Source organism: Roseobacter sp., assembly GCF_039970775.1.
GTDB lineage: Bacteria > Pseudomonadota > Alphaproteobacteria > Rhodobacterales > Rhodobacteraceae > Roseobacter.
In genome coordinates, this window is record NZ_JBDVLG010000051.1 from 180,038 (window position 1) to 200,462 (window position 20,425).

Consider the following 20,425-nt stretch of genomic DNA (forward strand, 5'->3'; position numbering starts at 1 on the left):
AGGGACCAACACGAACAGCAGGGACGGCCCGATTTTGGGACTGACATCACTCGCCGATACGGTGTTGCGCCAAATCGAGACCGTACAGGATACGGTCAACGAGACCTTGTTTGAACCGGTGATCCGCATTGGCGTCACCGGGTTGGCGCGGTCCGGTAAGACCGTCTTTATTACGTCACTCATCGCGAATTTGCTGGATCGCGGGCGTATGCCGCATCTGATGGCCGCCACCGAAGGCCGGATAGAGGCCGCGTTCCTGCAGCCTCAACCCGATGACACCGTGCCCCGGTTTGATTTTGAACATCACCTGTCGCAACTGACGGCGCCCACGCCGGTGTGGCCCGACAGCACGCGCGCCATTTCAGAATTGCGGTTGTCGTTGCGGGTGCGGCGTGCAGGGATGTTGGCGGGGGTGCAGGGGCCGCGCACGATCCACCTGGATATCGTCGATTATCCGGGCGAATGGCTGTTGGATCTAGCGCTGCTGGACAAGGACTATGCGACGTGGTCGGCGCAGGTGTTAGCGCGTCTGCATGACCGCCCCGAGGCCGCTGCATTTCGCGCGCTTGTGGCGCAAACCGACCCGACGGCGGCGTTGGACGAACCCGTTGCCAAGGGGCTGGCAGCTGGGTTCACCGCGTATTTAAATACGGCGCGCGACGCGGGGTTTTATGACTGCACGCCGGGGCGGTTTTTGTTGCCGGGTGATCTGGCGGGGTCGCCGGTGCTGACATTTGCGCCCTTGCCGGGGGACGGGGTGGGCCCGCGCAAATCGCTGCTACGCGAGATGGCCCGCCGCTATGAGGCTTATAAACGCGACGTTGTGCGCCCGTTTTTTCGCGATCATTTCGCCCGGATCGACAGACAGGTTGTACTGGTCGATGCCTTAGGGGCGATCCACAAAGGGCCACAGGCGGTGGAAGACATGCGTGGGGCGATGACCGATATTTTATCGACCTTCCGCCCCGGTCGGAACGCGTTTTTGACCCAACTGTTTCAGGGCAAACGCGTCGAAAAGATCTTGTTCGCCGCCACCAAGGCCGACCACTTGCACCACCGTCAACACGCGCGGTTGACCGCGATCATAGAGGCGTTGGTGCGCGGCGCGGTGGATCGCGCGCAATTTGCCGGGGCGCAGACGGCGGCGATGTCTATTGCGTCACTGCGCGCCACCACCGAAGACACCATGACCCACGACGGCCAAGACCTGGATGTAGTGCGGGGCCGGTTGCTGGACACCGGCAAACAGGCCGCGTTCTACCCCGGTGCCTTGCCCCAAGACCCCGGCCATGTGTTGCAGCCCGCCCGCGATGGGGCGAAAAACTGGCTGGATCAGGATTATCGTGTGATGAATTTCGCACCCTCGCCGCTTAGTTTGCGTCCGGGCGACGGTCCACCGCATATCCGGCTTGATAACGCGGCCCAATTCCTTTTAGGGGATAGGTTATGAGCGAAATAACCATCACCACGGCGCGCATTCTGGATGCGGGCGCTGTGGGCAACATACTTTCTATGTCCAACGACGCCATGCCTTGGTTGCCGCGACTGCATTCTGCAGCCGAGGAAATCATGTATGCGGGCGACATGATCGAGGCCGGCTGGGTGCGTGTCGCCAAGCGTGACGGCAAAGTCGTCGGGTTTATTGCGCGCTGGGAAGGCGAAGTGCACGCGCTTTATGTTTTGCCCGACATGCAAGACAGCGGCATCGGCACGGCCTTGATCGAAGACGCCAAGGCCGACAGCGATACATTGGCGTTGTGGAGCTATCAGATCAACGGCACCGCCACCCGGTTTTACGGGTTGCGCGGTTTCATCGAGACCGCGCGCACGGACGGCAAAGACAACGATGTGGGGCTGCCCGATATCCGCTTTGAATGGTCCAAAGGCGGCTGATGGTTCGCGGTCCGGTTCTTATTGAAATCGACGACACTGCCGCACCTGCGGTGGCCGATGCGCCGCCCATTCCCGAAGATACCGTGGCGCCCCCCAAAGGTCAGGCGATGCAACTGGCGGCCCAAATCACTGCGCGCAAACCCGCGCGGTTGGTGCAGTGGGTTTGGTCATTGGGGGTGGCGCTGCTGGGGGCGGTCGTGTCCATCAAGGCGTGGGGCTTTTTGACGGCGCTGGTGGCGCAATCCCCGGTGTTGGGCTGGGCGATGTCGGGGCTTTTGGCGGCGTTTTTGTTGGGGCTGGCGGGGATTGGGGTGCGCGAAATCGTAGCTCTTGGGCGGTTGGGGCGGCTGGATGGGCTGCGCCGTGCTGCCGGTGTGGCCTTGGCCGAAGATGACCTGTCTGCCGCGCGGGTCGTGACGGACCGGTTGGTGACCTTGTACAAAGGGCGCGACGAGACGCGCTGGGGCCGCGACAGGTTGGCCGAATTGCGTGGCGACCAAATGGATGCTGCAGGGCTTTTGGACCTGGCCGAGGCAGAACTTTTAGGCCCGCTTGACCATTCCGCACAGCGCGAGGTCGAGGTCGCAGCCCGGCAGGTGGCCACCGTAACGGCGCTTGTGCCGTTGGCATTGGCGGATGTCGCGGTGGCGTTGATGGCCAATTTGCGGATGATTCGCCGCATCGCTGAAATTTATGGCGGGCGGTCTGGGGTGCTGGGCGGTTGGCGGCTGACGCGCGCCGTGATGGCGCATGTGGTGGCCACGGGGGCCGTTGCGGTGGGCGACGATCTGTTGGAGCCCATATTGGGTGGGTCGATCCTGGGCAAACTGTCGCGGCGGTTTGGCGAGGGGCTGGTCAATGGCGCGTTGACCGCACGGGTTGGTGTGGCCGCGATGGAGGTCTGCCGACCGCTGCCATATGCCATGGGAAGAAAGCCAAAGGTGCGCGGCGTCATCAAAAGCAGCCTTGGCGGCATCTTTGGGTCATCGGGGGGCTAACGCGTGCCGGTTTTCGCCTCTGCGCGGCCCCAGTTGGCGCATCGCGCTTGGGACTTGTTCGCGCCTGCGGGTCTGCTTATAAGGCGCATATGGACCATTTGCGTGCCGTTATTATTCGAATTATATCCCCGGCGCTCTGATCTGATGAGACGCCGGGCCAAGGTGTTTGAGCCGCTCGCACCGACCGCTTCCCCTATTTTGCCAGACATGTGAAGGACGCCCGCGATGTGCGCCGAGACCCCCACCACCGCTGAAAAACCCGACTATAAATCAACGTTGAACCTACCCAAAACGGATTTCCCGATGCGCGCAGGCCTGCCCAAACGCGAGCCCGCGTGGCTGGACCGCTGGGCCAAGATGGGCGTTTATGACCAGCTGCGTGCCCAAACCGGACGCACGCCTTTCGTGCTGCATGACGGGCCGCCCTATGCCAACGGGCATTTGCACATTGGGCATGCGCTAAACAAGACGATCAAGGATATGATCGTGCGCAGCCATCAGATGATGGGGTTTGACGCGCGCTATGTGCCGGGTTGGGACTGCCACGGTTTGCCCATCGAATGGAAGATCGAAGAGCAATATCGCAAGAAGGGCCGCAACAAAGACGAGGTGCCGATCAACGAATTCCGCGCTGAATGCCGCCAGTTTGCCGCCGGGTGGGTCGACGTGCAGCGCGAAGAATTCAAGCGTCTGGGCATCACCGGCAATTGGGCCAACCCGTATCTGACGATGGATTTCCACGCGGAACGTGTGATTGCCGAAGAATTCATGAAGTTCCTGATGAACGGCACGCTCTATCAGGGCTCCAAACCGGTGATGTGGTCACCGATTGAACAGACCGCATTGGCCGAGGCCGAGGTGGAATACCACGACAAGGACAGCTTTACGATCTGGGTGAAATTCAAGGTTGTAGGCACGGGCGATGCGACGCTGGACAGCGCGCAAGTCGTTATCTGGACAACGACACCCTGGACGATGCCGTCGAACAAGGCGGTCGTCTACGGCGAGAACATCTCTTACGGGCTGTATGAAATCACCGGACGCCCGGAGGAATGTTGGGTCAATATTGGCGATCGCTATATCCTCGCTGACAATCTGGCGGCGGATGTGCTTGGACGCGCGCGCCTGGAAGATGGGATGTACCGCCGCCTCTGTGACGTGAGCAACGAAGATTTGGCCAAGATCAAACTGGCCCATCCCCTCGCAGGGTCTGAAGGATCAGACGGCGAATGGGATGATATCCGTGATTTCCGCGCCGCTGAGTTCGTGACGGACACCGAAGGCACCGGCTTTGTGCATTGCGCCCCGTCCCACGGGCTGGAGGAATATGAGCTGTATCGTGATCTGGGCATGTTGCAGCAGATGATCACCTATAACGTCACCGACGAAGGCATGTTCCGGGCGGATCTGCCGTTCTTTGGGGGCAAATACATCCTTAACCGCAAGGGCAAGGAAGGCGATGCTAACGCCGCCGTCATCACCAAACTGGCCGAGGTTGGTGGGCTGTTGGCACGTGGCAAGATCAAGCACAGCTATCCGCATTCGTGGCGGTCCAAGGCACCGGTGATCTACCGCAACACGCCACAGTGGTTCGCCGCGATCGACCAAACGGTGGGCGACGGGCTGGATACGCACGGCACGACCATCCGCGAACGCGCCCTGACCGAGATCGACAACGTCAACTGGACGCCCAAGTCCGGGCGCAACCGGCTGTATTCGATGATGCAGGCGCGGCCCGACTGGGTCCTGAGCCGTCAGCGCGCTTGGGGTGTGCCGCTGACATGTTTCACGCGCAAAGGCGTGCTGCCCACGGACCCTGATTTCTTGCTGCGCAACGCAGATGTAAACGCGCGCATCGCCGAGGCGTTTGAGACCGAAGGCGCGGATGCGTGGTACGAAGACGGCGCCAAGGAACGGTTCTTGGGTGGCCTCGTGAACCCTGATGACTATGATCAGGTGGTCGATATTCTGGACGTGTGGTTCGACAGTGGATCAACCCATGCGTTTACGCTACGCGACCGCGAAGACGGCACCGCCGACGGGATCGCCGACGTTTATATGGAAGGCACCGACCAGCACCGAGGGTGGTTCCATTCGTCCTTGCTGCAATCGGTGGGCACCACTGGTCACGCGCCGTATCGGAATGTCGTGACCCATGGGTTTACGTTGGATGCCAAGGGCATGAAGATGTCCAAATCCATCGGCAACACCATTGTCCCTGAGAAAATCGTGCAGCAGTACGGCGCCGATATTCTGCGCCTTTGGGTGGCTCAAACCGACTACACTGCCGATCAGCGGATCGGGGATGAGATCCTGAAAGGTGTGGCCGACAGCTACCGCCGGCTGCGCAATACCATGCGCTATATGCTGGGGTCGCTGAATGATTTCACCGATGCCGACCGGGTCGAGCCCGCAGATATGCCCGAACTGGAACGTTGGGTGCTGCACCGCTTGGCAGAACTGGATATCCAAGTGCGCGACGGCTATGCGCGGTTCGATTTCCAAGGGGTATTTCAGGCGGTGTTCACATTCGCCACGCTGGATCTATCAGCATTTTACTTCGATATCCGCAAAGATGCGTTGTATTGTGATGGTGACACGGCGGAACGCCGCGCGGCGCGCACCGTGCTGGATATCTTGTTCCACCGGTTGACCACATGGCTGGCGCCGATCTTGGTGTTCACCATGGAAGAGGTCTGGCTGGAGCGGTTCCCCGAACAGGACAGCTCGGTGCATTTGCGCGACTTCCCCGAGACGCCGGCGGCGTGGTTGGCACCGGATTTGGCCGAAAAATGGGCGTCGGTGCGGGCGGCACGGCGTGTGGTCACCGCCGCGCTTGAAGTGGAGCGCACCAACAAGGTCATCGGTGCGTCGCTAGAGGCAGCACCGGTTGTGCATGTCGCAGATGAGACCCTGCGCAATGCCTTGGAAACCTTGCCCTTTGAAGACATCTGCATCACGTCGCAGATCACGGTGACGGGTGCCGCGGCCTCGGAGGCGGCATTTGTGTTGCCTGACGCACCGGGCGTGGCTGTGGTTTTTGCCAAAGCCGAAGGTCAGAAATGCGCGCGCTGCTGGAAAGTCTTGCCGGATGTGGGCCAACACACCCATGCGGGCGTCTGCGGGCGGTGCGACCAAGCGATCAGCTAAAGACCGTTACAACGGCGAAAATGGGGCACTGCATCGGGGATGCGGTGCCTTTTTTCGCACGTATATAGGGTTGCGGGGGGCTGCCAGCTGCGGCATCCATGGGTCATGGCATGTCTTAGCGTTGATACCCGATTTGGTCGTCTTACTCTGCACGAAGAGGACGGCGCGATTGTGTCGTTGTGTTGGAACGGCACCGATGAAGGCACACCGACACCGCTGCTTTTAGAGGCGGTGCGTCAGGTCAAGGCCTACGATGACGGAACGCTTGAACAATTCGACCTGCCGATGCGGGTGCGTGGGTCTGCGTTTCAACAGGCGGTTTGCGATGTCATGCGGGCCATTCCGTTTGGCGACACCCTGACCTACGGCGATATTGCGAAAAAGCTGGGGGCGATGCCACAGGCCGTGGGGCAAGCCTGCGGGGGCAACCCGATCCCCGTTATAATACCGTGCCACCGGGTGATGGGCGCCAAAGGGCTGACCGGGTTTTCAGGTGCGGGGGGTGTCGAAACGAAAGTGGCGCTTTTGCGCCACGAGAAAGCCGCGGGCCTGCTGATCTGACGAGGGACCACAGGCCCCATGCGGCAATTTTCGTTAGGTCTTTGCGGCCGACCGGGGGGGGAACACCTGCTGTAGGATCCCTGCAAACACGAGATAAACGGACGTGACCACCAGCCCCCAATGCGCCCAGCTTTGCGGGTGAAAATCGACCCATGCGGCCCAACCTGCAAAGAACGTCCAGGCCAGTGCCATCGGCAATGTCACCGGGCGCCACCGTTGTGTGCGGACGGGATGTACGAATTTTAGCGGCAAGAACATCGCGATGGCCAGTGCCGTGACCAGCGCCAGCGACGTCCAAAAATTAGGTTGCAGCGCGAAGATCACCAGCACCAGCATATTCCAGCATCCGGGAAAGCCCGAAAATGAATTGTCTTTTGTTTTCATGCGTGTGTCAGCAAAATAAAGCGCCGATGTAAAGGTGATTACGATAATCGCGAACCATCCTGTCCATCCATCCATGTACCCCGATTGAAACAAGGCAAAGGCGGGGATGAACACATAGGTCAGGTAATCGATGATTAGATCCAGCAGGACACCATCAAATTCGGCCGCGTTGGTTTTCACGTCGTAATGACGCGCCAGGGGTCCGTCGATCCCATCTACGAAAAACGCCACAACAAGCCACAGGAACATCAGATCCCAATGCTCATTGGTGGCGGCCAGCATGGCCAGCATGGCAAATACCGCGCCTGTGGCGGTCAACAGATGCACGCCAAGCGCGCGAAACCTCAAAGTCATAACACTGTCATGCCGCAACATGCTGCGGGATGCAAAAGGAAACGCGTGGGTCTGTCATGTGATTTTTCTGGGTCCCTAAATCATGGGCATGTTGGGGTTATGCCTTGGGGTGGGCGCGGGCGTAGACTTCCATCAACCGGGCGGTGTCGACGGCGGTGTAGGCTTGCGTGGTCGACAGGGACGCGTGGCCCAGCAGTTCTTGAATGGCGCGCAAATCACCGCCCGCATCCAGTAGATGCGTGGCAAAGCTATGGCGCAGGGCGTGGGGGGTGGCGCTTGCGGGCAGACCCAGTTGCATACGCGCGCGCGCCATGACCTTTTGGATGGCACCCGGCCCCAACGCCCCCCCGCGCACGCCGCGAAACAAAGGTGTGGTCTTGGAGTGCAGAAACGGACAAACCTTGAGGTAATCCTCAACGGCGATCTGGGCCGCAGGCAACACGGGCACTACGCGTTCCTTGCCGCCTTTGCCCACAATCCGCAGTGTCGCGGGCAGGGGCGCGTCGCCGCCCGTAAGTTCCAGCGCTTCGGAAATGCGCAGCCCGCACCCCCACAGCAATGTCACCACCGCCACATCGCGCGCGCCGACCCATGCCGCATTGGATTGCATCTCGATGGTGTCGATCAAGGTGCGCGCGGCGTCTGCGGCAATTGGGCGGGGCAGTTTTTTCTGAAACTTCGGTGAGCGCACGGTCAAAACAGCCGTGGGCTCAAAGCCTTCACGATCTGCGAGCCACCGGTAAAAGACTTTGACCGCCGACAGTTTGCGCGCCAAGGATCGCGCGCCAATCCCTTGGTCGCGCGTATGTGCCATCCAGGCGCGCATGTCGGTGATGCTGATCTTGGACAGCGCGCCTAGGCCTTGGCTGTCGCCCTTGTGCCGCGTGATAAAGGCCAGAAATTCAACCACATCGCCCTGATAGGCCGTGATCGTGTTGTCAGCGGCGCCTTTTAGGGCGCGCTGGTGGGTCAACCAGATTTCCAACGCGTCACGTGCGGCGGGGCTGATCAGGGTCATGGCATCCAGCGACGTATGACCCGTTCACAAACCCCGGCAAAAACCGCCAGAAGGTCAGTGCCTTGCTGTGGGCCAAACATCTTTTCGTCTTCGGACCCCAAAACCAACATCGCCTGTAGATGTTGAGGCCCGGTCTCCAGCAACAAACACGCCTCGGATTTGATCCATGCGGCGCGGTTGCCAAACAGTTGGTCTGACCCGCGCTCGACATGGCGCAATGTCACTTGCCGGGCACTGCCTTGGCGGTTGTGATTAAGGTAGCCGTCGATAAAACCGGGCTCGGCTATGGCCAGCGTATCGTCCATCCCGTCTAAGGGCGGCGCGTCTTGCGGCCGTTCCAACACCAGCTTGACCGCGTTGATGCGCAAGATATCCGCGATGTCGCCGGGCAGGTCCGTCAGCAGGGTGGCCAAATCGGTCGGATCCAGCACCCGCAAGATGGCGCGGTGGATCTGGTTTGTCCCGGCGAGGTTGTCATAGGCGGCTGCAATCACCGACCGGTGCGTGTCTTCGAGCTGATCCAGCCGCTGTTCCATCCGCTCCATCGCGATGCCGCGCATGTCGACGACATTGTCGCCCATGGCGCGGTCATTGGCACCAACCAAGGCGTTCATGACGTCTTTATCATCAAGGATTACATCGGGCTGGGATAGGATCACGGCACGCAGGGCGTCATCCATTTTAGGGGTACTGCTCATGGTTTTCTCATTCATTTTTCCGCAATCTAGCACATGGCCAGCCGGAGATTTGAGAGAAAATTAATATTTGGGCACCATCCGCTGGCAGGTGTTGCGAATGGGTGCCAGCGCCGGTGGGGGCGCTGGCCGTTAGTGGGCGATCAGATGATGTTTTGGCCGGTTTTGGCCCAATCCGACATGAACTGTTCCAGCCCTTTGTCGGTCAACGGGTGTGTGGCCAGTTTCTTGATCACCTCCGGCGGCGCGGTGATGACGTCGGCACCGATCAGGGCGGCTTCTTGCACGTGGTTCACCGACCGGATCGACGCGGCCAGAATTTCGGTTTCAAAGGCAAAGTTATCGTAGATGGTGCGGATGTCTTGGATCAGCTCCATACCGTCGAGGTTGATATCGTCCAGTCGCCCAATGAAGGGGCTGATAAAGCTGGCACCGGCTTTGGCCGCCAACAGCGCCTGATTGGCCGAGAAACACAAGGTCACGTTGACCATTTTTCCCTCTCCCGACAGGACTTTACATGCCTTCAGGCCGTCCCATGTCAGGGGCAGTTTCACGGTGATATTGGGCGCGATCTCGGCCAGTTTGCGGCCCTCGGCGATCATCGCTTCGGCCTCTAGGGCGACAACCTCGGCGCTGACGGGGCCTTCGACAATGTCGCAGATTTCTTTGGTCACTTCGAGAATATCGCGCCCGGATTTCAGGATCAGCGATGGGTTCGTGGTGACGCCATCTACCATCCCAAGATCGTTCAGTTCGCTGATCGCTTGCGTGTCTGCGGTGTCGACAAAGAATTTCATCAGTCAGGTCCTTTTGAGGTACATGTGAACGCCAAAATTGAATGGCTCTTGCGCTTGGCATTACCGCATGATCTGCGATGCTTAAACCCTCAAGCGCTAATTTTCGAGGACCCACCCCGTGAGCTTGCCGCAATTCTACGACCCTGGGGCACTGATCGGGGTGCTGACAACGCAGCCATTGGGCCGCGTGTTGGACTACCGCGCGCCCGAAGGCGGTTGCCATCTGGGCGCCTTTGTCGAGGTGCCGCTGGGCCCGCGCAAGGTGGTGGGCGTGGTTTGGGGACCGGGGCAGGGCGATTACGACCGCTCTAAGATCCGCGCGGTGCTGCGGGTGCTGGATGTGGCGCCGATGCGCGCCGAAATGCGCAGTTTTCTGGAACGCGCCGCTGATTATACCCTGACGCCACTGCCCGCGATGTTGCGGTTGGCCACGCGCGCGCCGGGGTTGGGGGATCCGCCCTCAATGCGCAAAATCTACCGGCGCGGCTCGTCCGAGCCCGACAAGATGACCGCCGCGCGGCGCAAGGTACTGGATGCCCTGCACGATTACGGCGATCTGTCGTTCACGTTGAAAGAACTGGCCGAAATGGCGGGTGTGGGCACGTCTGTCGTCAAGGGGTTGGTGGCGCAGGGGGCGGTGGCCGAAGAAACCAGCCCACGTGATCTGCCGTTCCCCCGGTTGGACCCTGCGCGCGACGGCAAAGCGCTAACGGCGGATCAGGCGGCGGGGGCCTGTGATCTGGCCGATGCGGTGCGGTCTGAACGCTATGGCACGACCTTGCTGCGCGGGGTGACGGGGTCTGGCAAGACCGAAGTCTACCTAGAGGCCGTTGCGGCGGCCTTGTCGGCGGGGCGGCAGGCGTTGGTTTTATTGCCCGAAATCGCGCTAACGGCAGAATTTTTGACCCGCGTGCAGGCCCGATTTGGTGCCAAACCCGCCGAATGGCACTCGGGGGCCACCATGACAGAACGGCGCCGGATTTGGCGCATGGTGGGGCAGGGTGACGCGCAATTGGTGATTGGTGCGCGGTCGGCGCTGTTTTTGCCCTACCAAAACCTTGGGCTGATCGTTGTCGATGAGGAACACGATACCTCCTATAAACAAGAGGAAGGCGTGCTTTATAATGCGCGCGATATGGCGGTGCTGCGGGCGTCGATCTGTGGGGCGCAGGTGGTTCTGGCCTCGGCGACGCCATCGTTGGAAAGCTGGGTCAATGCGACGGCGGGCAAATATCGACGGTTGGAATTAACATCGCGGTATGGCCCCGCAGTGATGCCTGAGATGCGCGCGATTGATATGCGCGCCGAAAACCTGCCGTCCAATCGTTGGATTTCTGGGGTGCTGCAACGCGAGGTGCAGGCGCGGTTGGAACGGGGCGAACAATCGCTGCTGTTTATCAACCGTCGGGGCTATGCGCCGATCACACTGTGTCGGGCGTGTGGGCATCAGATCGGCTGTGATCACTGTGATGCGCGCATGGTTGAGCACCGGTTTCTCAAACGGTTGGTGTGCCATCAATGCGGTGAAACCAAACCGATGCCGCAGGTCTGCCCGTCGTGCAATGTCGAAGGTAAATTGGCCGCCGTGGGCCCCGGTGTCGAACGATTGGGCGAAGAGGCCACAGAGCTGTTTCCCGATGCGCGCATCGCCACGCTCAGTTCCGATATGTACGGGTCTGCCCGCGCGCTCAAGGCGGAAATCGAAGGTATTGCAGAGGGCACCGCAGACGTGATCATTGGCACGCAGCTGGTGGCAAAGGGGCACAATTTCCCCAAACTCACGTTGGTCGGCGTGATCGATGCTGATCTGGGGCTGCAAGGGTCCGACCTGCGCGCGGCGGAACGCACGTTTCAATTGATGCGTCAGGTGGCGGGCCGAGCGGGGCGCGCGGAAAAACCCGGTACGGCCTTGATGCAGACCTACCAGCCTGAACACCCAGTGATCCGCGCCATTCTGGCCGGTGACGAAGACAAATTCTGGGCCGCGGAGGCAGGCGAACGCGAGGCCGCAGGTGTGCCGCCCTATGGCCGCATGGCAGGGATTATTCTCAGCGGTCCAGACGTGGCGCGAGTGTTTGATGCGGGCAATCTGCTGGCGCGCCAAGACGGGCCGCTGCGGGCCATTGGCGCGCAGGTCTTCGGCCCCGCGCCTGCGCCTATCGCGCGTGTGCGGGGGCGGCACCGGGTGCGCCTGTTGGTCAAGGCGGAAAAAACCGCACCGTTGCAGGCCGCACTGGCCAAATGGGTGGCGCAGGTGCCGCTGCGGGGGGATCTGCGTTTGGCCGTCGATATCGACCCGCAGAGCTTTTATTGACCCCTCGCCAAGGGGCCACAAAAGGCGTAGGGGGGATGGTATGGCCCAATACATAAAACTCGAAGACGCGCGGCATCTGCCGTTTTGGCGACGGCCCATCACGCTGTTGTTTTTGATGGCGTTCGCCCTGCCGATCGCGTTTTTCACGTGGTACGCGCTGCTGAATAATTTCACCAAAGAGGTCGCAGGCTTTGATGGCGCCGACATCGGTCTGCTGCATACGGTCCGCGAAATACCGGGGTTTCTGGCCGTTGGTGTTATCTTGGTGATCATGGTCATGCGCGAACAGGTGTTGGGGTTGGTGTCGCTGGTTGTATTGGGGGCTGCCACGTCGATGACCGCGCAATTTCCGCAACTGACAGGGATCTTGCTGCTGACTTTTATTAGTTCCGTGGGGTTTCACTATTACGAAACGGTCAACCAATCGCTGCAATTGCAATGGCTACCCAAAGACCGTGCCCCGCAAATTTTGGGCTGGATCATGGCAACAGGATCTGCCGCGACGTTCATCGTGTATTGCGTGATCATGTTGCTCTGGGAGCCGCTGGGCCTGAGCTATAACATCGTCTTTATGGCGGGCGGCGGCGTCACGGTGGCCATCGCGATCTTTGCATTGCTGGCTTATCCGCAATTCGAAGCACCGCACCCGCAGATCAAGAAAATGGTGCTGCGCAAACGCTATTGGCTGTATTACGCGCTGCAATTTATGTCGGGTGCGCGGCGGCAGATATTTATGGTGTTTGCGGGCTTTATGATGGTCGAAAAATTCGGCTTTGAGGTGCACGAAGTCGTTGGGCTCTATCTGATCAATCTGGTGATCAACATGTGCGTGGCGCCGTTTTTGGGCCATGTTGTCGCGCGGTTTGGCGAACGCAACGCGCTGGTGTTCGAATACACGGGGCTGGTGTGCGTGTTTCTGGCCTATGGCGGCGTGTATTTCTTTGACTGGGGCTTCGCGGTTGCGGCCACACTCTACGTGATCGACCACATGTTTTTCGGGCTGGCGCTGGCGTTGAAAACGTATTTCCAAAAGATCGGCGACCCCGCAGATATCGCACCCACGGCGGCGGTGGCCTTTACCATCAACCACATCGCGGCAGTGTTTTTGCCGGTGGTGTTGGGGTTGATGTGGCTGGTGTCGCCGGCGGCGGTGTTCTTTATGGCGTCGGGCATGGCCGGGGTGTCATTGATCTTGGCAACGTTGATCCCGCGCCACCCCGAAAAGGGCAATGAAACCATCTTTGCGCAGGCCCACGCGGCCCCTGCCGAATAACCGCGCCGCTTGACCTTCTGGCGTGGCGGCCCTACCCGGATCCGAACCTGTGTAGGAGAGACCGATGCCGACGTTCACCGCCCTGACCACCCTGCCCGGAAAGGCCCCCGCCGAAAAACTGGGCGCCGCGATGGAACAGCTTGATCCCGAACCCACAGGTGTGGGCGTTTTTGAGGTCGAAGACGGGTCGGGCCTGTGGGAGGTCGGCGGTTATTTCACAGCCCCGCCTGATGATACGGCGCTGACGTTGCTGGCCACGGCGCTGGGGGCGAACCCCTTTGTGGTGTCAGAACTGCCCGAAACTGACTGGGTCGCCCACGTGCGGCGCGAATTGGCCCCGGTGCAGGCGGGCCGGTTCTTCGTCTATGGCAGCCATGACGCAGATCAGGTGCCAGATGGTGCCGAGCCGCTGTTGATAGAGGCCGCGATGGCCTTTGGCACGGGCCACCACGGCACGACTTTGGGCTGCTTGCGTGCGTTGGACCGGTTGGCCAACGCCGGTGTTGTCGGGCAATCGGTGGCGGATGTGGGCTGTGGCACCGCCGTTTTGGCGATGGCTGCCGCGCGCATTTGGCCCAACCCGGTGCTGGCCAGCGATATCGACGAGGTCGCGGTTGAGGTCGCCCATAGCAATGTGGTGGCCAACAATCTTGACGGGCGCGTAACCTGCCTGGAGGCCGCCGGTTTTGACCACCCTGATCTGTTGGCCGCAGGGCCGTTTGATCTGGTGTTTGCCAATATCCTCAAGGGCCCGCTGATCGCGCTGGCTCCTGATATGGCGCAACATCTGCAACCCGGCGGGCACGCTATTTTGTCAGGCATCCTGAACGAACAGGCCGATGACGTGATTGCGGTTTATGCGCAAAACGGCATCAATCTGGCCCACCGCGAAGAGATTGTTGACTGGACGACCCTGACGTTAACGAAGAACCTGCCTTAATTGGCTAGTTTGGCGTAAATCCATTGAATTTGAACGATTTTTGAGACATATTGTCCGCGATCTGGTGGGGGCCTGATTGTCAGGAGAATGGGGTGTCTGATTACGCTCAATTCGAAAAACGTGCCGCAGAAACCGTCGCAAACCGCGGCGCTGCGGCCCGACTCAAACGCCAAGAACGCCGGATTACACCGCGCATGATTTTGGTGGGCGTGGCGGGCTTTTTGGTGTTCAAATCGCTGATCATGGTGGTGGTTGGCATCGGCACCTACGACGGGCGCGTGGCTGATCTGCAGGCTGGACGTGGTTGGGAACAACTGGTGGCGTGGATCATGCAACCGGGTGTCGTTTCAGGCGCATTGGCAGAAACATTCGCGAAATTTACACCCTGAAGGGTCGTTGCGGGCGGTGGTACCTGATAGTGGTGGTCTTGAGATCAATAAAGAAGCCGCGGATCCCTTGGGAAAGCGCGGCTTGTTCGTGGCGATGTGATCGCGCGTGGGGCCCTGCCCGTTGGCAGGGGCGCCGTCAGCGGATGATGTTGCTATCCAAGACTGCGTTGATGTCTGACCGTGTCAAACCGATGTCCAGCAATTCGCGGTCGGTCAGGCCATTCAGCGCCTTGCGTGTCACACGTGCGTCGTTCCACGCCATAACGGTTGCGAGCACTGCGCTGAACAATCCAGGAGTACGGCTAGCAACAGTTGCGGAACCGTAGGTGGTGCGGGAGGTGTCGAAAGTAGCCATTGAAGCCGTCCTTTTGTTTTGAGTGAACCGGATCGACCGGTAAGTTGAATTAAGCAGATAGGGTCTGCCCGAATTTTAGGCAAGATGTGAAAACGCATGATGGATATGCGCAGATTGCATAGGTAAAAATTATGGTTAACCATTGATAAATAAGTAGAAAACGATTGTCTGCAAATGTCGAAAACGACACGTGATCTGACGGTTTTAGACCTGTTTGAGGCCGCAAAGGGACCATGTCGGCGCGGTTGGGGTGGGGCAGGACGAAGCGCTTGGCCAATGTTCGCCTTTCGTGCTAATACGAAAAAAACGATATAAATTGACGAGGCAGGCCATATGACGCGGATTATCGGGATCGATCCGGGGTTGCGAAACCTTGGTTGGGGCGTAATCGAAGCGTCGGGCAGTCGGTTGTCGCATGTGGCCAATGGTGTGTGCCATTCCGAAGGTGCAGATCTGGCGATGCGGTTGTTGTCGCTGTATGATCAGCTCAGCGCGGTTGTTGCGCGGTATCAGCCGACGTTGGCGGCGGTTGAGCAGACCTTTGTAAACAAAGACGGTGCGGGGACGCTAAAGTTGGGGCAGGCGCGCGGGATCGCGATGTTGGTTCCGGCGCAGGCGGGGATTTCAGTGGGGGAATACGCGCCCAATTCGGTGAAGAAGGCGGTTGTCGGGGTTGGGCACGCGGACAAGCGGCAGATCTTGCACATGGTGCAGTTGCAATTGCCGGGGGTTGATGTTGCGGGGCCGGATGCGGCAGATGCGCTGGCGATTGCGATTTGTCACGCGCATCATGCGGGTACCGGCGGGTTGAGCGCGGCCATAGCGAGGGCACAGGCATGATTGGCAAAATCACGGGACGGATTGAGTATCGCGCGGCGGATCATGTTTTGATTGATGTGCGGGGCGTTGGGTATTTGGTCTATTGTTCTGAGCGGACGCTGGCGGCGTTGCCCGGAGTTGGGCAGGCGGTTGCGGTGTTCACGGATTTGGTTGTGCGCGAAGATTTATTGCAGCTGTTTGGGTTTTTGACGCTGGCCGAAAAGGAATGGCACCGGTTGTTGACGTCTGTGCAGGGGGTTGGGGCCAAGGCGTCTTTGGCGATTTTGGGGACCTTGGGGCCGGATGGTGTGAGCCGTGCGATTGCGTTGGGCGACTGGAATGCGGTGAAGGCAGCCAAGGGTGTTGGCCCGAAGATTGCGCAGCGCGTGGTGTTGGATTTGAAAGACAAGGCGCCGGGTGTGATGGCGATGGGCACGACGCTGGCCGCGGCGACCGGAGATGCTGTGGCGGAGGTCATCGAGACCCCCACCACAGCGGCCCCCGCAGCCGCACCGTCATCCTCTGTGCAGGCCGATGCTTTGTCGGCGCTGGCCAATTTGGGATACAGCCCCGGGGACGCGGCGGGGGCTGTGGCGCAAGCGGCGGGCGAGGCGCCGGATGCGCAGATGCCTGCGCTTATTCGGGCGGCGTTGAAATTATTGGCCCCGAAAGAGTAGGACGGATCCATCCTGTGCAGGACATTTTATGAGCGATATCGACCCCACTGTGCGGCCCGACCCATTGCCTGAGGATCAGGACCGCGCCTTGCGTCCGCAGATGTTGGAAGAGTTCGTCGGCCAAGCCGAGGCGCGCGCCAACTTGCGGGTGTTCATTCAGTCGGCTCGGCAGCGCGGCGAGGCGATGGATCATACGTTGTTTCATGGCCCGCCCGGTTTGGGCAAGACCACGCTGGCGCAGATCATGGCACGTGAATTGGGGGTTGGGTTTCGCATGACGTCGGGGCCGGTACTGGCCAAGGCGGGCGATCTGGCGGCTATTTTGACCAACCTTGAGCCGCGCGATGTTTTGTTTATCGACGAAATCCACCGGCTGAACCCGGCCGTAGAAGAGGTGTTGTACCCGGCGCTGGAAGATTTCGAACTGGATCTTGTGATTGGCGAGGGGCCAGCGGCGCGGACGGTTCGGATTGAATTGCAGCCCTTTACGTTGGTGGGGGCGACCACGCGAATGGGGTTGTTGACGACGCCGTTGCGTGACCGCTTTGGCATCCCCACGCGGTTGCAGTTTTATACCGAAGACGAGCTGTTCATCATTGTGGAACGCAATGCGCGCAAACTGGGCGCCCCGGCGGATGAAGGTGGCGCCCGCGAGATTGCGCGCCGCGCACGGGGCACACCGCGTATTGCGGGGCGGTTGCTGCGGCGGGTCGTGGATTTTGCTATTGTTGAGGGGGACGGCACCGTGACGCGGGCCTTGGCGGACAGCGCGCTGACCCGTCTTGGGGTGGATCATCTGGGGTTGGACGGTGCCGACCGGCGCTACCTGAACCTGATGGCCGAGAATTACGCGGGCGGGCCTGTGGGCATTGAAACGATGAGTGCGGCCCTATCCGAAAGCCGGGATTCGCTGGAGGAGGTGATTGAGCCCTTTCTATTGCAGCAGGGCTTGATACAACGCACCCCGCGCGGGCGGATGTTGGCGCAAAAGGGGTGGTCGCATTTGGGGCTGGCGCCGCCTAGATCTCAGACGGATTTGTTTGAATGACACGTGCCGGGGCAAGGCCTGCGTGTCTTGTGGAGAGCTAAAGATGGACGCATCTGAAATACAGGCGCTGTTCACGCGCGACAGCGGTGATTATGCGTTTGCGCGCTGGGGGCGGCCTATTGCGCCGGTAATTTTTGGGGTCACCGAAGAGACGCTGAGCATCGTCAAGGGCGCGCTGGAGGCGGTGATGGTGTTGTCCGGGCACAAGATGGCCGAGACCGACCCAGAGCTGGGCAGCAACCTGATGGTGTTTTTCTTCTCTGATTGGGATGAGCTGCCCGAGGTGCCGGGGTTGGATGGGCTGATCCATGATTTGGGGCCGCTGGTGGGGCGGCTCAAAGACGCCAAAGCCAACCAATACCGGGTGTTTCACTTCGACGAGGCCGGCGCGATTAAGGCCTGTTTTGTGTTCCTACGAATGGATGACCAATTGAACGCCGTGCCCGCAGAAACCTTGGCGCTGAGCCAAATCGTGCAATCGGTGGTCATGTGGGCAGACGGGGCATTCCGCGACAGGTCGCCGTTGGCTGTAGCGGGGGAGAAAACCGTGCTGCGCCCGGATGTTGCGGCGTTGATACGGGCCGCATATGACCCGGTGATGCCTGACGTGGCCAACGACGTCGCCCATGCGCTGCGGCTGTTGGCGCGTATGGGGCAGATCCAATGACCCCGCGGGCTGCGGCCTGTCAGCGCCAAGGCTAGACCATGCATCGTTTTCCCATCCGCGTTTATTACGAAGACACCGATATGGCGGGGATCGTCTATCACGCCAATTACCTGCGCTATATCGAACGGGCGCGCAGCGATTGGGTGCGCAAGATCGGCATTGACCAGCTGGCCATGAAGGCGGATGGCGTGGTGTTTGCCGTACGCCGGATGACAGTGGACTACATGCAACCTGCGGTGTTTGATGATGTGCTCAAGGTCGAGACAGTGCTGAAACAGGTGACGCCTGCGCGCATGATTTTGGACCAAACCGTGCACCGGGGGACGGATGTCTTGTTTGTGGCAGAGGTCACGATTGTGTGCATTGGACGGGGTGGAAAACCCGCGCGATTGCCAGCAGAACTTCGCTCACTGCCCGTGCCGGATGGGTCATGACACCATAGTGATAGCAATCTGCGTTGTTCTTCGGTAATGTTGTGCGCAATGAGGTCGTTCAAACGACCCGTGAGCGGTGAATAAGTAAGAGCAGGCATCATGGAAGCAGAAACGCTAGCATTGGCGCATGAGATTGATTTCTCATTCATAGGGCTGTTTGCCCGCGCGACATTAATCGTGAAATTTGTGATGATCATGTTGATCGTGGCCTCGTTTTGGTCGTGGTCCATTATCGTCATGAAGCTGATCGTCTTCCGGCGCGCGCGCAGCGAGGCTGCCGCGTTTGATCAGGCGTTCTGGTCTGGCGAGCCACTGGATGGGTTGTTTGAAACCGTGGGCCCCGCGCCCTCGGGCAGCGCCGAGAAAATATTTGCCGCCGGTATGACAGAATGGCAGCGGTCGCACCGCGATGATGGTGGGCTGATCGCGGGGGCGACATCGCGCATCGACCGGTCCATGGATGTGGCCATCAACAAAGAGGCCGACTATCTGCGCAGCGGGCTGACGGTGCTGGCCACGGTGGGGTCATCGGCCCCGTTTATCGGGCTTTTTGGTACGGTCGTGGGGATCATGAACGCCTTTATCGAGATCGCGGAACAACAAAACACCAACCTCGCCGTTGTGGCCCCCGGTATTGCCGAGGCGCTTTTGGCGACCGGTCTGGGGCTGTTGGCGGCGATCCCTGCTGTGATATTTTACAACAAACTGAGTGCTGATTGTGATAAGATCCTGTCAGGCTACGAGGCCTTTGCGGATGAATTCGCAACGATCCTCAGCCGCCAGTTGGACGGATAAACCATGGGTGCTGGTGTCGTACAAAACCAAGGCGCAGGGACGCGGCGCAGGCGCCGGGGGCGCGGTAAAACGCAACCCATGGCCGAAATCAACGTCACGCCGTTTGTCGATGTGATGTTGGTGTTGCTGATCATCTTTATGGTCGCGGCCCCCTTGGTGACGGTGGGTGTGCCGGTGGAATTGCCGCAAACCGCCGCGGGCGCGTTGCCCACCGACCAGGAAGAACCCCTGACCATCACCATCACCGCCGAAGGTGCTGTGCAGATCCAAACGACCGAAACCGCGCGCGATGAATTGGTGCCCAAGCTGCGCGCGATTGCCGCCGAACGCACCAGTGACCAGATATTTCTGCGCGCCGACGGGGCCGTGTCTTATGCGCAGGTCATGCAGGTGATGGGCGCGTTGAATGCGGGTGGGTTTGCCAATATCGGGCTGGTCACGGACATCGGCGGGCCCACGCTGGACGGGCAAGGTCAATAGGCAGCCCTGATGCACATCGGACATTATATCTCAGGCGCGGGTCATACAGCATTGATCGGTTGGCTGATGTTTGGCGATGTTTTCGCAGCGGACCCTTTGCCGTTTGAGGCCAGTGCGGTTTCGGTGGTGACGGGGGCGCAATACGCAGCCCTTGTTGCGGCCGGGCAATCGCCGCAATCCACAACCGAGGTGGTGCAGCCGTCCAGCCCCGAGGTGACGCCAGATGCCCCCGAGGTTGCCGCGACCCAAGACGCGGTGAACGACCAATCCACGCCTGCGCCCGCCGAAACCCCCAGCGTCGAAGCCCCCCCCGATGTGTCCCAGATCGCGCCACTGCCCCGTGCCGATGTCAGCGACGAGGCCCCGGTGTTGCCCGAACCCCGC

General features: G+C 60.2%; 21 protein-coding genes and 1 pseudogene. 17 read left to right on the forward strand and 5 right to left on the reverse strand.

Annotation, left to right across the window (positions count from 1 at the left end; all coding sequences use genetic code 11):
* The first annotated feature begins 34 nt into the window (after positions 1-34).
* The 5 genes from ABJH13_RS13760 to ABJH13_RS13780 all read left to right on the forward strand — a co-directional run bounded on the left by ABJH13_RS13760 (position 35) and on the right by ABJH13_RS13780 (position 6,602).
* Complete coding sequence (locus tag ABJH13_RS13760; RefSeq protein ID WP_348406788.1) at positions 35-1,450, forward strand: YcjX family protein; 1,416 nt, start codon at positions 35-37, stop codon at positions 1,448-1,450.
* The gene (locus ABJH13_RS13765; protein WP_348406789.1) at positions 1,447-1,893 is read left to right on the forward strand and encodes a GNAT family N-acetyltransferase; all 447 of its coding nucleotides are present in this window, start codon (positions 1,447-1,449) and stop codon (positions 1,891-1,893) included. The genes ABJH13_RS13760 and ABJH13_RS13765 overlap by 4 nt, the downstream gene beginning before the upstream one ends.
* On the forward strand, positions 1,893-2,891 hold the full coding sequence (locus ABJH13_RS13770) for a TIGR01620 family protein (protein WP_348406790.1): 999 nt from the start codon (positions 1,893-1,895) through the stop codon (positions 2,889-2,891). Before ABJH13_RS13765 ends, ABJH13_RS13770 begins: the two co-directional genes overlap by 1 nt.
* 225 nt (positions 2,892-3,116) lie before the next feature.
* Complete coding sequence (gene ileS, locus ABJH13_RS13775) at positions 3,117-6,041, forward strand: isoleucine--tRNA ligase (protein WP_348406791.1); 2,925 nt, start codon at positions 3,117-3,119, stop codon at positions 6,039-6,041.
* Positions 6,042-6,146: 105 nt separating this feature from the next.
* Entirely contained in the window at positions 6,147-6,602 is a 456-nt protein-coding gene (locus tag ABJH13_RS13780) for a methylated-DNA--[protein]-cysteine S-methyltransferase (RefSeq protein WP_348406792.1), read from the forward strand.
* A 33-nt stretch (positions 6,603-6,635) separates the two neighbouring features.
* Here ABJH13_RS13780 and ABJH13_RS13785 read toward each other — a convergent pair whose 3' ends face one another.
* From ABJH13_RS13785 to fsa, 4 genes are all read right to left on the reverse strand, one after another.
* Entirely contained in the window at positions 6,636-7,340 is a 705-nt protein-coding gene (locus ABJH13_RS13785) for a CDP-alcohol phosphatidyltransferase family protein (protein WP_348406793.1), read from the reverse strand.
* A 97-nt stretch (positions 7,341-7,437) separates the two neighbouring features.
* Positions 7,438-8,358 (reverse strand): tyrosine recombinase XerC, encoded by a 921-nt coding sequence (locus tag ABJH13_RS13790; protein WP_348406794.1) that lies wholly within the window; start codon positions 8,356-8,358, stop codon positions 7,438-7,440.
* The gene (locus ABJH13_RS13795) at positions 8,355-9,056 is read right to left on the reverse strand and encodes a DUF484 family protein (RefSeq protein ID WP_348406795.1); all 702 of its coding nucleotides are present in this window, start codon (positions 9,054-9,056) and stop codon (positions 8,355-8,357) included. Before ABJH13_RS13795 ends, ABJH13_RS13790 begins: the two co-directional genes overlap by 4 nt.
* 140 nt (positions 9,057-9,196) lie before the next feature.
* Positions 9,197-9,850, reverse strand: a complete 654-nt coding sequence (gene fsa / locus ABJH13_RS13800) for a fructose-6-phosphate aldolase (RefSeq protein WP_348406796.1) — start codon at positions 9,848-9,850, stop codon at positions 9,197-9,199.
* Positions 9,851-9,968: 118 nt separating this feature from the next.
* Here fsa and ABJH13_RS13805 point away from each other — a divergent pair, with 118 nt between their 5' ends.
* The 4 genes from ABJH13_RS13805 to ABJH13_RS13820 all read left to right on the forward strand — a co-directional run bounded on the left by ABJH13_RS13805 (position 9,969) and on the right by ABJH13_RS13820 (position 14,766).
* Positions 9,969-12,164: a primosomal protein N' gene (locus tag ABJH13_RS13805; protein ID WP_348406797.1), complete on the forward strand. Its 2,196-nt coding sequence runs from the start codon at positions 9,969-9,971 to the stop codon at positions 12,162-12,164.
* Between the two features lie 40 nt (positions 12,165-12,204).
* Positions 12,205-13,437 carry an MFS transporter gene (locus ABJH13_RS13810; RefSeq protein ID WP_348406798.1) on the forward strand — a complete coding sequence of 411 codons (1,233 nt, stop codon included), beginning with the start codon at positions 12,205-12,207 and terminating at the stop codon, positions 13,435-13,437.
* A 64-nt stretch (positions 13,438-13,501) separates the two neighbouring features.
* Positions 13,502-14,377 (forward strand): 50S ribosomal protein L11 methyltransferase, encoded by an 876-nt coding sequence (locus ABJH13_RS13815; RefSeq protein WP_348406799.1) that lies wholly within the window; start codon positions 13,502-13,504, stop codon positions 14,375-14,377.
* Between the two features lie 92 nt (positions 14,378-14,469).
* Positions 14,470-14,766, forward strand: a complete 297-nt coding sequence (locus tag ABJH13_RS13820) for a hypothetical protein (protein ID WP_348406800.1) — start codon at positions 14,470-14,472, stop codon at positions 14,764-14,766.
* A gap of 136 nt (positions 14,767-14,902) precedes the next feature.
* Here ABJH13_RS13820 and ABJH13_RS13825 read toward each other — a convergent pair whose 3' ends face one another.
* Complete coding sequence (locus ABJH13_RS13825) at positions 14,903-15,121, reverse strand: DUF1127 domain-containing protein (protein WP_348406801.1); 219 nt, start codon at positions 15,119-15,121, stop codon at positions 14,903-14,905.
* 333 nt (positions 15,122-15,454) lie between these two features.
* Between ABJH13_RS13825 and ruvC the strand changes: the two genes are divergently transcribed.
* From ruvC to ABJH13_RS13865, 8 genes and pseudogenes are all read left to right on the forward strand, one after another.
* Positions 15,455-15,961: a crossover junction endodeoxyribonuclease RuvC gene (gene ruvC, locus ABJH13_RS13830; RefSeq protein ID WP_348406802.1), complete on the forward strand. Its 507-nt coding sequence runs from the start codon at positions 15,455-15,457 to the stop codon at positions 15,959-15,961.
* Complete coding sequence (gene ruvA, locus ABJH13_RS13835) at positions 15,958-16,617, forward strand: Holliday junction branch migration protein RuvA (RefSeq protein WP_348406803.1); 660 nt, start codon at positions 15,958-15,960, stop codon at positions 16,615-16,617. Before ruvC ends, ruvA begins: the two co-directional genes overlap by 4 nt.
* A 28-nt stretch (positions 16,618-16,645) precedes the next feature.
* A complete protein-coding gene (gene ruvB / locus ABJH13_RS13840) occupies positions 16,646-17,665 on the forward strand; it encodes a Holliday junction branch migration DNA helicase RuvB (protein ID WP_348406804.1) in 1,020 nt (339 codons plus the stop codon).
* Between the two features lie 43 nt (positions 17,666-17,708).
* Entirely contained in the window at positions 17,709-18,332 is a 624-nt protein-coding gene (locus ABJH13_RS13845; RefSeq protein WP_348406805.1) for a hypothetical protein, read from the forward strand.
* Between the two features lie 38 nt (positions 18,333-18,370).
* Entirely contained in the window at positions 18,371-18,766 is a 396-nt protein-coding gene (gene ybgC / locus ABJH13_RS13850; protein WP_348406806.1) for a tol-pal system-associated acyl-CoA thioesterase, read from the forward strand.
* A 99-nt stretch (positions 18,767-18,865) separates the two neighbouring features.
* Positions 18,866-19,561 (forward strand): protein TolQ, encoded by a 696-nt coding sequence (gene tolQ / locus ABJH13_RS13855; protein WP_348406807.1) that lies wholly within the window; start codon positions 18,866-18,868, stop codon positions 19,559-19,561.
* A gap of 3 nt (positions 19,562-19,564) precedes the next feature.
* Positions 19,565-20,041, forward strand: coding sequence for a protein TolR (tolR, locus tag ABJH13_RS13860; RefSeq protein WP_348406808.1), 477 nt, complete (start codon positions 19,565-19,567; stop codon positions 20,039-20,041).
* 9 nt (positions 20,042-20,050) lie between these two features.
* Positions 20,051-20,425, forward strand: a pseudogene (locus tag ABJH13_RS13865) (energy transducer TonB); the annotation flags it as partial.